Source organism: Shewanella psychrophila (assembly GCF_002005305.1).
GTDB lineage: Bacteria > Pseudomonadota > Gammaproteobacteria > Enterobacterales > Shewanellaceae > Shewanella > Shewanella psychrophila.
Genome location: NZ_CP014782.1, coordinates 389,223 through 403,411 on the forward strand (window position 1 = coordinate 389,223; position 14,189 = coordinate 403,411).

Consider the following 14,189-nt stretch of genomic DNA (forward strand, 5'->3'; position numbering starts at 1 on the left):
AATAGGAATTTTTTGTTATGTCTATCACTAAAGACGATATCTTAAACGCTGTTGCAGAAATGTCTGTAATGGAAGTTGTTGAACTAATTGAGTCAATGGAAGAGAAGTTCGGCGTATCTGCAGCTGCTGCAGTTGTTGCTGGCGGAGCTGCTGAAGGCGGCGCTGCTGCTGAGCAGACTGAATTTGACGTTATGATGACTTCGTTCGGTGAGAACAAGGTTAAAGTAATTAAAGCTCTTCGTGGCGCTACAGGTCTTGGCCTGAAAGAAGCGAAAGCTATGGCTGAAGCTGCTCCAGTAGCAGTTAAAGAAGCTATTTCTAAAGAAGAAGCTGAAACGCTTAAGACTGATCTAGAAGCCGCTGGTGCTTCTGTAGAGATCAAGTAAGTTATAATTTAACTTGCTAAGCCCGAGTCATCGGGTGAGGGCTGACGGTTTTTTAACCGTCGGCCTTTTTTGCGCTGTAAGCGTAGGCGATTTTTTTTTCACCGTTTGTCGCCAGATTATGCAGTTCCTAACAGAGATTACTGGTTAGGTTCTTGCCATCAACGGTGATGGGCAAACGCGCTGTTTCAATTTTTGAATCAGTCTTGGTCACATCTCGAAATCAGAGGAAACCCATGGTTTACTCCTATTCTGAAAAGAAGCGTATTCGTAAAGATTTTGGTAAACGTCCAAAAGTTTTGGATATCCCTTACCTACTCTCAATACAGTTGGACTCATTTAAGAAGTTCACTGATCAAGATCCTACTGGTGAGCGTGGTTTTGAAGCCGCTTTCCGTAGCGTTTTTCCCATCAAGAGCTTTTCTGGTAACTCAGAGCTGCAGTATGTCAGCTATAAGTTAGGTGAGCCTGTTTTTGATGTGAAAGAGTGTCAGATCCGCGGTGTTACATACTCCGCACCATTGCGCGTGAAATTGCGTATGGTGTTGTATGACCGTGAAGCTGCACCTGGCACAGTCAAAGACATTAAAGAACAAGAAGTCTACATGGGGGATATCCCTCTAATGACAGACAACGGTACCTTTGTTATCAATGGTACTGAGCGTGTTATCGTATCTCAGTTACACCGTTCACCCGGTGTGTTCTTCGATCATGACCGTGGCAAGACCCACTCTTCAGGTAAAGTGTTATATAACGCACGTATCATCCCTTACCGTGGTTCTTGGTTAGATTTTGAATTCGATCCAAAAGATGCATTGTTTGTACGTATCGATCGCCGTCGTAAACTTCCGGCGTCTATCATGTTGCGTGCATTAGATTATTCGACTCAGGATATTCTGGATCTATTCTTCGATCGTGTTAATTTCAAGATCAAGAAAGATTCATTAGTGATGGATCTTGTTGCAGAACGTCTTCGTGGCGAGACTGCAAGTTACGACATCAAAGATTCAGATGGCAGTATCTTAGTTGAGAAGGGACGCCGCGTTACTGCACGTCACATTCGTCAGCTAGAGAAGTCAAAGACCTCTGAGTTAGAAGTGCCGGTAGATTACATTGCAGGTAAGATTTCTGGTCAGGATTATATCGATCCTGATACAGGCGAAGTACTGGTTTCAGCTAACGCTGAGATCACACTTGAAGATCTTGCTAAGCTTTCAATGGCCGGCATCAAAGAAATAAGCACTCTGTATATCAACGATCTTGATAACGGTGCTTACATGTCAGATACCCTACGTATTGACTCTACAACTAACCGCCTAGAGGCGTTGGTTGAGATCTATCGTATGATGCGTCCTGGCGAGCCACCAACCAAAGATGCGGCTGAAGGCCTATTCCAGAACTTGTTCTTCAGTGAAGAGCGTTATGACCTGTCTAAAGTCGGTCGTATGAAGTTCAACCGTCGTCTAAGCATTGGCGAAGATGAAGGTTCAGGTATCCTATCTAAGGAAGACATCGTTGCGGTAATGAAGAACATCATTACTATTCGTAACGGTGGCGATGAGGTCGATGATATCGATCACTTGGGTAACCGTCGTATCCGTAGTGTTGGCGAAATGGCTGAGAACCAGTTCCGTGTTGGTCTAGTTCGTGTAGAACGTGCCGTACGTGAACGTTTGAGTCTTGGTGATCTTAATGAGCTTATGCCACAAGATTTAATCAACGCTAAGCCAATCTCTGCAGCAGTTAAAGAGTTCTTCGGTTCATCTCAACTGTCTCAGTTTATGGATCAGAACAACCCACTTTCAGAAGTGACTCACAAGCGCCGTATTTCGGCTCTTGGTCCTGGTGGTTTGACTCGTGAACGTGCAGGCTTCGAAGTTCGAGATGTACACCCGACTCATTACGGTCGTTTGTGTCCAATCGAAACTCCTGAAGGTCCAAACATTGGTCTGATTAACTCGTTAGCGAGTTTCGCGCGTACTAACTCATATGGTTTCCTCGAAACACCTTACCGCAAGGTAGAAGATGGTGTGGTTACCGATCAGATAGATTATCTGTCGGCAATCGAAGAGGGTCGTTATGTTATCGCTCAGGCGAATATAGAGATAGATAATAACGGACGCCTACTCGAAGAGCAGGTTGCCTGTCGTCATAAGGGTGATTCAACCTTTATGCGCGGTACTGATATCCAGTATATGGATGTATCACCGCAACAGATCATCTCAGTGGCAGCCTCATTGATTCCGTTCCTAGAACATGATGATGCTAACCGAGCTTTGATGGGCGCGAACATGCAACGTCAAGCTGTACCTACACTAAGAGCTGATAAGCCATTAGTTGGTACTGGTATTGAGCGCATCATTGCGGTCGATTCAGGCGTTGTAGTTGCTGCTAAGCGTGGTGGTAGTGTCGATTATGTTGATGCTAGCCGTATTGTTGTTAAGGTTAACGAATCTGAGCTACGTCCAGGCGAAGCTGGTATCGATATCTACAACCTGACTAAGTACACACGTTCTAACCAGAACACCTGTATTAACCAACGTCCTTGTTGTTCTGTTGGCGACCCAGTGGTTCGTGGTGACGTATTGGCCGATGGTCCTTCTACGGATCTGGGTGATCTGGCTCTTGGTCAGAACATGCGTATCGCGTTCATGCCTTGGAACGGTTACAACTTCGAGGATTCAATCCTCATCTCTGAGCGTGTAGCTCAGGAAGATCGTTTCACTACTATCCATATTCAGGAGCTTTCTTGTATCGCTCGTGATACTAAATTGGGTAGTGAAGAGATCACTGCTGATATTCCAAACGTGGGTGAGTCTGCGCTTTCTAAGCTGGATGAATCGGGTATCGTTTATATCGGTGCCGAAGTTAAGGGTGGCGACATCCTAGTTGGTAAAGTAACGCCTAAGGGTGAAACTCAGCTGACTCCAGAGGAGAAACTCCTCCGAGCTATCTTCGGTGAGAAGGCCTCTGACGTTAAAGACAGCTCGCTACGTGTACCTAACTCAGTGAAAGGTACTATCATCGACGTCCAGGTATTTACCCGTGACGGCGTTGAGAAAGACAAGCGTGCGGTTGAAATCGAAGAGATGCATATCGCTCAGGCCAAGAAAGATTTGACCGAAGAGTTCCAAATCCTCGAAGAGGGTGTTTATGGACGTGCACGTAAACTGCTATTGAATGCAGGTTTCGACCAGGCACAACTCGATGCTATTCCTCGTTCTCAGTTGCTCGTACAGACAATTGATGATGAAGCTAAGCAGACAGAACTTGAGCAGCTTGCCGAGCAGCATGACGAATTGAAAGCAGACTTCGATAAGAAGTTTGAGGTCAAGCGTCGTAAAATCACCCAAGGTGATGACTTAGCACCTGGCGTACTTAAGATAGTTAAGGTTTACCTTGCTGTTAAACGTACTATCCAACCTGGTGATAAGATGGCTGGTCGTCACGGTAACAAGGGTGTTATCTCTAAGATTAACCCTGTTGAAGACATGCCTTACGATGAGAACGGTAACCCAATCGACATCGTATTGAACCCGCTTGGTGTACCATCTCGTATGAACATCGGTCAGATCTTAGAGGTTCACATGGGCGCCGCGGCTAAAGGCATTGGTGATCAGATCACCGCTATGCTTGAAGAGCAGCGTCAATTGGCTGAAATTCGCGGTTACATCAAAGAAGTATACGAGTTAGGTGACGAGGTGCTGCAGCGCGTCGATATCGATTCGTTTACTGATGATGAAGTCCTGCGTTTGGCCAAGAACCTTAAGGGCGGTATTCCGATTGCTACACCAGCATTCGATGGTGCGAAAGAGAAAGAGATCAAGGAAATGCTTGCACTTGCTAAGCTTCCTACCTCTGGTCAACGTACCTTGTATGATGGTCGTACCGGTAATGAATTTGAGCGTCAGGTAACCGTAGGTTACATGTATATGCTCAAGCTTAACCACTTGGTTGACGACAAGATGCATGCTCGTTCTACGGGTTCGTACAGTCTTGTTACTCAGCAGCCATTGGGTGGTAAAGCTCAGTTTGGTGGTCAGCGTTTCGGAGAGATGGAAGTATGGGCACTAGAAGCATACGGTGCTGCATATACTCTTCAAGAGATGCTAACTGTTAAGTCTGATGATGTTAACGGCCGTACTCAGATGTATAAAAACATCGTCGACGGTAATCACCAGATGCAACCAGGCATGCCAGAGTCATTCAACGTACTGTTGAAGGAAATCCGTTCACTCGGTATTAATATCGAGTTGGATCAAGACTAAAATTGACCTAGGTTAATTTGGCAATAAATTGGTGTCCTGCAATAGCGGGGCACCCGGTTTAACTCCTTCAGGAGAGAAACGTGAAAGACTTATTAAAGTTTCTGAAACAGCAAAGCAAGACCGAAGAATTTAACGGTATCAAGATCGGACTAGCGTCGCCAGATCTGATCCGCTCTTGGTCGTTTGGTGAAGTTAAGAAGCCAGAAACCATTAACTATCGTACTTTCAAGCCCGAGCGTGAAGGCTTGTTCTGTGCGCGTATTTTTGGTCCAGTAAAAGATTATGAGTGTTTATGTGGTAAATATAAGCGCTTAAAACACCGCGGTGTGATCTGTGAGAAGTGTGGCGTTGAAGTTACACAGACTAAAGTACGTCGTGAGCGTATGGGTCACATAGATCTAGCCAGCCCAGTAGCACATATCTGGTTCCTTAAGTCACTGCCGTCTCGTATTGGTTTGATGCTGGATATGACTCTGCGTGACATCGAACGTGTACTTTACTTCGAATCATTCGTTGTGATTGAGCCTGGCATGACCAGCCTTGAGCGCGGACAGATGCTAACCGAAGAGAATTATCTTGACGCGTTAGAAGAGTACGGTGACGAGTTTGAAGCTAAGATGGGTGCCGAAGCAGTTCTTGAATTGCTACGTGCTATCGAGCTTGAGAAAGAAATTGAAATGATGCGTGAAGAATTGCCATCAATCAATTCTGAAACTCGTCGCAAGAAGATCACTAAGCGTCTTAAGCTTATTGAGGCCTTCTTCCAATCAGGTAACAAGCCTGAGTGGATGATCCTTAAAGTGCTACCGGTTCTGCCACCTGATCTACGCCCTCTAGTTCCACTAGATGGTGGACGTTTCGCTACGTCTGATCTTAACGACCTTTACCGTCGTGTGATCAACCGTAACAACCGTCTTAAGCGTCTGTTAGATCTAGCTGCACCAGACATCATCGTACGTAACGAAAAACGTATGCTGCAAGAGTCTGTTGATGCGCTATTGGATAACGGTCGTCGTGGTCGTGCTATTACTGGTTCTAACAAGCGTCCGCTTAAATCTTTGGCCGATATGATCAAAGGTAAGCAAGGTCGTTTCCGTCAGAACTTGTTAGGTAAGCGTGTTGATTACTCTGGTCGTTCGGTAATTACCGTAGGTCCAACGCTTCGCCTACATCAGTGTGGTCTTCCTAAGAAGATGGCACTCGAGCTATTTAAACCTTTCATCTATGGCAAGCTTGAAGGTCGTGGTCTAGCGACAACGATTAAAGCCGCTAAGAAGATGGTCGAACGTGAAGTTGCCGAAGTATGGGATGTACTAGACGAAGTAATTCGTGAACATCCAGTCATGCTTAACCGTGCACCAACACTTCACCGTCTTGGTATTCAGGCATTTGAGCCGGTACTGATTGAAGGTAAAGCGATTCAGCTTCACCCACTCGTTTGTGCGGCGTACAACGCCGATTTCGATGGTGACCAAATGGCTGTTCACGTGCCGCTGACGCTTGAAGCTCAGTTAGAAGCACGTTCGTTAATGATGTCTACTAACAACATTCTATCGCCAGCAAACGGCGAGCCGGTTATTACACCGTCACAGGATGTTGTATTGGGTCTTTACTATGCCAGCCGTATGTGTGTTAACGGTAAAGGCGAAGGTATGGTTTTCGAGTCAATCGATGAAGTTGAAAAAGCTTATCGTACTGGTTTCGCTGAAATCCATGCTCGCATCAAGGTGCGTGTAACTGAGACTCATATTGCCGACAATGGCGAGCGTACTGAAGCACGTCGTATTATAGATACTACAGTGGGCCGTTCACTCCTTTCTCGCATCTTACCGAAAGGCTTGTCTTTCGATCTGGTTAACCAGAACATGGGTAAGAAGCAGATAGGTAAACTATTGAACACTTGTTATCGTCAGTTGGGTCTAAAAGATACTGTTATCTTTGCTGACCAATTGATGTATGCGGGTTTCCACTATGCAACAGTATCGGGTGCCTCTGTAGGTATCGATGATATGGTTATCCCAGCAGCTAAGTACACCTTAGTTGCCGATGCCGAAGCAGAAGTGCTTGAAATTCAAGAGCAGTTCCAATCGGGTCTTGTTACCGCCGGTGAGCGTTATAACAAGGTCATCGATATCTGGGCAAGCGCCAACGAGAAGATTTCTAAAGCCATGATGGATAACCTGTCTACTGAGACAGTGATTAACCGTGACGGTGAACAGGAAGAGCAAGAGTCGTTTAACAGCATCTATATGATGGCTGATTCGGGTGCTCGTGGTAGTGCTGCACAGATTCGACAGTTAGCAGGTATGCGTGGTCTGATGGCTAAGCCAGATGGCTCAATCATCGAAACCCCAATTGTGGCTAACTTCCGTGAAGGTCTGAACGTATCACAGTACTTCATCTCGACTCACGGTGCACGTAAGGGTCTAGCCGATACCGCATTGAAGACAGCTAACTCCGGTTACCTGACTCGACGTCTGGTTGATGTTGCTCAAGATCTCGTCGTTATCGAAGATGATTGTGGTACATTCGAAGGTCTTACGATGAAGCCGCTTATTGAAGGTGGTGATGTTGTTGAGCCACTACGTGAGCGTGTACTCGGTCGTGTGGTTGCTATCGATGTACTTTATCCTGGTTCTGAGAAGATTCTTGCTCCTCGTAACACTCTGCTCGATGAAGCGTGGTGTGATGCCTTGGAAGAGAACTCTATCGATGAAGTTATTGTTCGTTCTGTCATTAGCTGTAATACCGATTTCGGTGTTTGTAAAGCCTGTTATGGTCGTGATTTGGCTCGAGGTCATATCATCAACCAAGGTGAAGCTATTGGTGTAGTTGCTGCTCAGTCAATTGGTGAGCCAGGAACACAGCTAACGATGCGTACCTTCCACATTGGTGGTGCGGCTTCTCGAGCTTCTGCTGAAAACAACGTTCAGGTTAAGAATGCCGGTACACTTAAGTTACATAACGCTAAGCATGTAACAAATAGTGAAGGCAAATTGGTTATCGTCTCTCGTTCATCTGAGATCGCGATTATTGATGAGCTTGGTCGTGAGAAAGAGCGCTATAAGGTGCCTTACGGAACGATTCTGGAGAAACTAGAAGAAGCGACTGTAGCTTCTGGCGAAATCATCGCTAACTGGGATCCCCATACTCACCCAATCATCTCTGAGGTTGCGGGTACCATTAAGTTTGTCGATATGATTGAAGGTGTCACTATGACACGTCAAACAGATGAACTAACGGGTCTATCTTCAATCGTCGTTATGGAAGTAGGTCAACGTCCAACAGCTGGTAAAGAGATGCGTCCTGCGATTCGTCTTCTAGATGCTAGCGGTGAAGACTTGAAGATTCCGGGTACTGAAGTGCCTGCGCAATACTTCCTTCCTGGTAAAGCGATTGTTAACCAGGACGATAACGCCGCGATTAATGTCGGTGATGCGTTAGCGCGTATCCCACAGGAGTCATCAAAGACTCGTGATATTACCGGTGGTCTGCCTCGCGTTGCTGATTTGTTCGAAGCGCGTAAGCCAAAAGAGCCGGCAATTCTTGCCGAGTACTCAGGTACTATCTCGTTTGGTAAAGAGACTAAAGGTAAGCGTCGTCTATTGATAACGCCTGCCGATGGTGGCAAGCCTTACGAAGAGATGATCCCTAAGTGGCGTAACCTTAACGTGTTCGAAGGTGAAAAAGTCGAACGTGGTGAAGTTATTGCCGATGGTGCTGAGGCTGCTCACGATATTCTACGTCTTCGTGGAATTCATAAAGTGGCTAACTATATCGTTAATGAAGTTCAAGACGTTTACCGTCTACAGGGCGTAAAGATTAACGATAAGCATATCGAAGTGATTATCCGTCAGATGCTACGTAAGTGTTTGATCACAGATGCAGGCGACAGTCAGTTCCTTGCTGGTGAGCAAGCAGAAGTGGCCCGCGTCAAGATCGCTAACCGTGAGCTTGAAGCTCAGGGTAAGAAGCCTGCGACCTTTGACCGTGAGCTGTTGGGTATCACCAAGGCATCGCTTGCAACAGAGTCGTTTATCTCTGCTGCATCGTTCCAGGAAACTACCCGCGTACTTACGGAAGCGGCTGTAGGCGGTAAGAGTGATAAACTACGCGGTCTGAAAGAGAACGTGATAGTGGGTCGCTTGATTCCTGCTGGTACCGGTTATGCTTACCATCAGAAACGTAATGCAGCAGCTGCTGCGAAAGCATCGGGTAAGACGACTGAACAGCCGTCTGCCATCACTGCAAGTGAAGCCGAGCAAAACTTGGCTGACCTGCTAAATCTTGCTGGAAGTTCTGATTAAATCGGGCTGAAAAGTAAATAGATTGTAAAAAAGGCGCCTTTGGCGCCTTTTTTTTACTTTATATTGGTTAAAAGTTGTCTATTTCTTGACAGAATGCCATTACCTTTCTAAAATTTCGCGTCCCACACCTGTGGGATATAGATTTTTCACACCTTACTGTTGAGTTTATCAACTGATTCGGAGCTATACATGGCAACTGTAAACCAGTTGGTCCGTAAGCCTCGCACGCCAAAAGTCGACAAGACTAATGTGCCTGCGTTGAATGCGTGTCCACAAAAACGTGGTGTTTGTACTCGCGTATACACGACCACACCAAAAAAACCTAACTCTGCACTACGTAAAGTAGCTCGTGTGCGTCTTACTAACGGTTTCGAAGTTACTTCGTACATCGGCGGTGAAGGCCACAACCTGCAGGAGCACAGCGTAATTCTAATCCGTGGTGGTCGTGTTAAAGATCTACCCGGTGTGCGTTACCACACTATTCGTGGCGCGTTAGATTGTGCTGGCGTGAGTGACCGTCGTCAAGGTCGCTCTAAGTACGGAGCTAAGCGTCCTAAGTCTTAACGCTTTCCGTTAAGTAAGGCCAAGCTAGATATTAAGATTCCAGTTTTGGGGTCCCTGAAGCATACGGAGAAATTGTTATGCCAAGACGTCGCGTTGTAGGACAACGTAAAATCCTACCAGATCCAAAGTTTAAAAGTGAGTTGTTGGCTAAGTTCATCAACGTCATCATGCAGGACGGCAAAAAGTCGACTGCAGAAAAAATTATCTATAAGGCACTAGATACCGCTTTCGAAAAGAAAGGCGAAGACCATCTAGTGATCCTTGAAGCAGCCCTGGAAAACGTTCGCCCTTCAGTCGAGGTTAAGTCTCGTCGTGTTGGTGGTTCTACTTACCAGGTACCATGTGAAGTACGCCCAGTTCGTCGTAATGCATTGGGTATGCGTTGGTTAGTTGAAGCTGCTCGTAAGCGCGGTGAAAAATCTATGGCTCTACGTCTAGCAGGTGAATTGGTAGACGCTTCAGAAAACAAAGGTACTGCTGTTAAGAAGCGCGAAGACGTGCATCGTATGGCAGAAGCAAACAAAGCGTTTGCTCATTACCGCTGGTAATCTGATGGAGCTGATTTTAGTCAGCTCCATATTCTACATCTCTAAGGCGTTAGCCTTAGACAAGAGGGTTTAAACGTGGCTCGTACAACTCCGATTGAGCGCTACCGAAATATTGGTATTGTTGCTCATGTCGACGCAGGTAAAACCACAACGACAGAACGTGTTTTGTTCTACACCGGTGTTTCTCATAAGATTGGTGAAGTTCATGATGGCGCAGCCACCATGGACTGGATGGAGCAGGAGCAGGAGCGTGGTATTACCATCACTTCTGCGGCAACGACCACATTCTGGCGCGGTATGGAAGCACAGTTCACTGAGCACCGTATCAATATCATCGATACACCGGGTCACGTAGACTTCACTATTGAAGTTGAACGTTCTCTGCGCGTACTCGATGGAGCAGTAGTTGTGTTCTGTGGCGCGTCGGGTGTTGAACCACAATCTGAGACTGTTTGGCGTCAGGCCGATAAGTACCATGTGCCTCGTGTCGTATTCGTCAATAAGATGGATCGTGCTGGTGCTGACTTTGATAGCGTCGTCGAACAGATACGTAACCGTTTGGGTGCGACTTGTGTTCCAATTCAAATGAATATTGGTGCAGAAGAGGAGTTCCATGGGGTTGTTGACCTGATTAAGATGAAGGCCATTAACTGGTCAGAAGCTGATAATGGTACAACATTCACCTATGAAGATATTCCAGCTGAACTTACTGATAAAGCAAGTGAGATGCGTGAATATCTAGTTGAAGCTGCCGCTGAGGCCTCGGATGAACTGATGGAGAAGTACCTCGAAGAGGGCGAACTATCAGAAGAAGAGATCAAGAAGGCGCTGCGTCAACGTACTCTAGCTAATGAAATTGTACTTGCTACTTGTGGTTCTGCTTTTAAGAACAAAGGTGTGCAAGCGGTTCTTGATGCTGTTATTGAGTATCTGCCTTCGCCAGTCGAAGTGCCTGCAATTAAAGGCATAGATGACAATGAGAAAGAGGTTGAACGTCCTGCGGACGACAATGCTCCTTTCTCTGCATTGGCATTTAAGATAGCTACGGACCCATTTGTTGGAACTTTGACCTTTATACGCGTATATTCGGGTATATTGGCAACAGGTTCAGCCGTTTATAACTCAGTTAAACAGAAGCGGGAACGCGTAGGTCGTATGGTGCAGATGCATGCTAACGATCGCCAAGAGATCAAAGAAGTTCGCGCTGGTGACATCGCGGCTGCTATTGGACTTAAGGACGTGACAACGGGTGATACTCTTTGTGATCTTGATCATAAAATCATCCTGGAACGTATGGAGTTCCCTGAGCCCGTTATCACGATTGCCGTGGAACCAAGATCTCAAGCCGATGAGCAAAAGATGGGCATTGCGTTGCAAAAACTTGCAGCGGAAGATCCTTCATTCCGTGTTGAAACCGATCCTGAATCGGGTCAGACACTGATCTCTGGCATGGGTGAGCTACACTTAGACATTATTGTTGACCGTATGCGTCGCGAATTTAACGTCGAGTGTAACGTAGGTAAACCGCAAGTGGCTTATCGTGAAACTATTCGCTCGAGTGTAGAAGTTGAAGGCAAGTTTGTACGTCAATCTGGTGGTCGAGGTCAATTCGGTCACGTTTGGTTGAAGTTGGAGCCTCAAGAAGAGGGCTTCGGCTATGAATTTGTCAACGAGATTGTTGGTGGTGCTGTTCCAAGAGAATACATCCCAGCTGTAGATAAAGGTATTCAAGAACAGATGAAGAGCGGCGTACTCGCTGGCTTCCCTATCTTGGATGTCAAGGTTACTCTATATGATGGTTCATATCATGATGTGGACTCCAATGAGATGGCCTTTAAAGTTGCGGCTTCCATGGGCTTCAAGAAGGGCGCTCTCGAAGCAGACCCTACGCTCCTGGAACCTTGCATGAAAGTTGAAGTAACAACTCCTGAAAATTATATGGGAGATGTTGTTGGTGACTTAAACAGACGTCGTGGCTTGATTGAAGGAATGGACGACGGCATTGCCGGCGTCAAGCTCGTTCATGCGACGGTGCCTTTATCTGAAATGTTTGGTTATGCAACTGATTTGCGCAGTGCGACTCAAGGGCGTGCTTCATACTCCATGGAGTTTTTGAAGTATTCCGACGCACCGCAAAACATTGCTAAAGCGATTATGGAATCTCGAGGCTAACTAGCCGGGAAACCATAACTAAAAATTAATTGCTATTGCTCGGTGTCAAGCCGAGCATTTCTGAAAAGAAAGGAATATATCGTGGCTAAAGAAAAATTTGAACGCGTTAAACCCCATGTAAACGTAGGTACTATCGGACACGTCGATCATGGTAAAACAACTCTAACTGCTGCTATCTCTGCTGTTTTGGCAAAGACTTATGGTGGTGACATTAAAGATTTCGCACAAATCGATAACGCTCCTGAAGAGCGTGAGCGCGGTATTACAATTAATACCTCTCACATCGAGTACGATACTCCTGTAACGTCACTACGCACACGTAGATTGTCCTGGTCACGCCGATTATGTTAAAAACATGATCACTGGTGCTGCTCAAATGGATGGCGCGATTCTAGTAGTTGCTTCTACAGACGGCCCAATGCCACAGACTCGTGAGCACATCCTGCTTTCTCGTCAGGTTGGCGTACCTTTCATCATCGTATTCATGAACAAGTGTGACATGGTTGATGACGAAGAGCTGCTTGAGCTAGTAGAAATGGAAGTTCGTGAACTTCTTTCTGAATATGACTTCCCAGGTGATGATCTTCCAGTTATCCAAGGTTCTGCTCTTAAAGCCCTTGAAGGCGAAGAAATTTGGGAAGCTAAGATTCTTGAACTTGCTGAAGCTTTGGATACTTATATCCCAGAGCCAGAGCGTGCTATCGATGGTGCATTCATTCTTCCAATCGAAGATGTTTTCTCAATCTCAGGCCGTGGTACAGTTGTAACTGGTCGTGTAGAACGCGGTATCATCAAGGTTGGTGAAGAAGTTGAAATCGTTGGTATCAAAGATACTACTCGTTCAACTTGTACTGGTGTTGAAATGTTCCGTAAGCTGCTTGACGAAGGTCGTGCAGGTGAGAACTGTGGTGTTCTTCTACGTGGTATCAAGCGTGAAGACGTTGAACGTGGTCAGGTTCTTGCTGCTCCTGGTTCAATCACTCCACATACAACTTTTGAATCAGAAATCTATGTTCTGTCAAAAGAAGAAGGCGGACGTCACACTCCATTCTTCAAAGGCTATCGTCCACAGTTCTACTTCCGTACAACTGACGTAACCGGTACTATCGAGCTTCCAGAAGGCGTAGAGATGGTAATGCCTGGTGATAACGTTCAGATGGTAGTAACACTAATCTGCCCAATCGCGATGGATGAAGGTTTACGCTTCGCTATCCGTGAAGGTGGTCGTACTGTTGGTGCTGGTGTTGTAGCTAAGATCATCGCTTAATAGCGAAATCTTACAAGACACTAAGAAAAGGAAGCTTCGGCTTCCTTTTTTGAATTGTCTGAAATTTGCCAGCACCACAGGCTGGTAATTTATATTCGAATGGCTATAATGTCGCTCGGTCGAAATAAAGTCTTCTTGATGTTATTTCAGACAGCGGGGTTGATCTATTAACTTAAATCAGTATAATACCCCTTCGCCTTAACCATTAGGCGAATTACTAATTAGACTTTTAAAGTTTAATTCAAAAAACAGCGGCTCCGATTGGGAGTCGAACGGTTAAATCATCTCGCTCTGCGTTCCTATAGGAAGTGCAAGAGGGTGATTTTTTATGTGTCCATTTTAGGAGCTCTGGTCAATGCAGAACCAAAGAATCCGTATCCGCTTAAAAGGATTTGATCATCGTCTGATCGATCAATCTACTGCGGAAATCGTTGAAACTGCTAAGCGTACAGGCGCGCAGGTACGTGGTCCAATTCCACTGCCAACGCGTAAAGAACGTTATACCATTTTGACTTCTCCACACGTTAATAAAGATGCGCGTGATCAGTACGAACTTCGTACTCACAAACGTCTAGTTGACATCGTTGAGCCAACTGAAAAGACTGTAGATGCACTTATGCGTCTCGATCTTGCGGCTGGTGTTGACGTTCAGATTAGCTTGGGTTAATAAGAGGTTTTCG

At 45.9% G+C, this 14,189-nt stretch carries 7 protein-coding genes and 1 pseudogene; all 8 read left to right on the forward strand.

Annotation, left to right across the window (positions count from 1 at the left end; translation table 11 throughout):
* The first annotated feature begins 17 nt into the window (after positions 1–17).
* The 8 genes and pseudogenes from rplL (at position 18) to rpsJ (ending at position 14,176) form a co-directional block, all read left to right on the forward strand.
* Complete coding sequence (gene rplL / locus sps_RS01765; protein WP_077750913.1) at positions 18–386, forward strand: 50S ribosomal protein L7/L12; 369 nt, start codon at positions 18–20, stop codon at positions 384–386.
* Between the two features lie 233 nt (positions 387–619).
* Positions 620–4,651 (forward strand): DNA-directed RNA polymerase subunit beta, encoded by a 4,032-nt coding sequence (rpoB, locus tag sps_RS01770; protein ID WP_077750914.1) that lies wholly within the window; start codon positions 620–622, stop codon positions 4,649–4,651.
* 80 nt (positions 4,652–4,731) lie between these two features.
* Positions 4,732–8,958 carry a DNA-directed RNA polymerase subunit beta' gene (rpoC, locus tag sps_RS01775; RefSeq protein WP_077750915.1) on the forward strand — a complete coding sequence of 1,409 codons (4,227 nt, stop codon included), beginning with the start codon at positions 4,732–4,734 and terminating at the stop codon, positions 8,956–8,958.
* A gap of 189 nt (positions 8,959–9,147) precedes the next feature.
* Positions 9,148–9,522, forward strand: a complete 375-nt coding sequence (gene rpsL / locus sps_RS01780; protein ID WP_077750916.1) for a 30S ribosomal protein S12 — start codon at positions 9,148–9,150, stop codon at positions 9,520–9,522.
* A gap of 77 nt (positions 9,523–9,599) precedes the next feature.
* The gene (gene rpsG, locus sps_RS01785; protein ID WP_077750917.1) at positions 9,600–10,070 is read left to right on the forward strand and encodes a 30S ribosomal protein S7; all 471 of its coding nucleotides are present in this window, start codon (positions 9,600–9,602) and stop codon (positions 10,068–10,070) included.
* A 75-nt stretch (positions 10,071–10,145) separates the two neighbouring features.
* Entirely contained in the window at positions 10,146–12,242 is a 2,097-nt protein-coding gene (gene fusA / locus sps_RS01790) for an elongation factor G (RefSeq protein ID WP_077750918.1), read from the forward strand.
* Between the two features lie 81 nt (positions 12,243–12,323).
* Positions 12,324–13,509, forward strand: a pseudogene (gene tuf, locus sps_RS01795) (elongation factor Tu).
* Positions 13,510–13,864: 355 nt separating this feature from the next.
* Positions 13,865–14,176, forward strand: a complete 312-nt coding sequence (gene rpsJ, locus sps_RS01800; RefSeq protein WP_005503530.1) for a 30S ribosomal protein S10 — start codon at positions 13,865–13,867, stop codon at positions 14,174–14,176.
* Positions 14,177–14,189 lie beyond the last annotated feature (13 nt).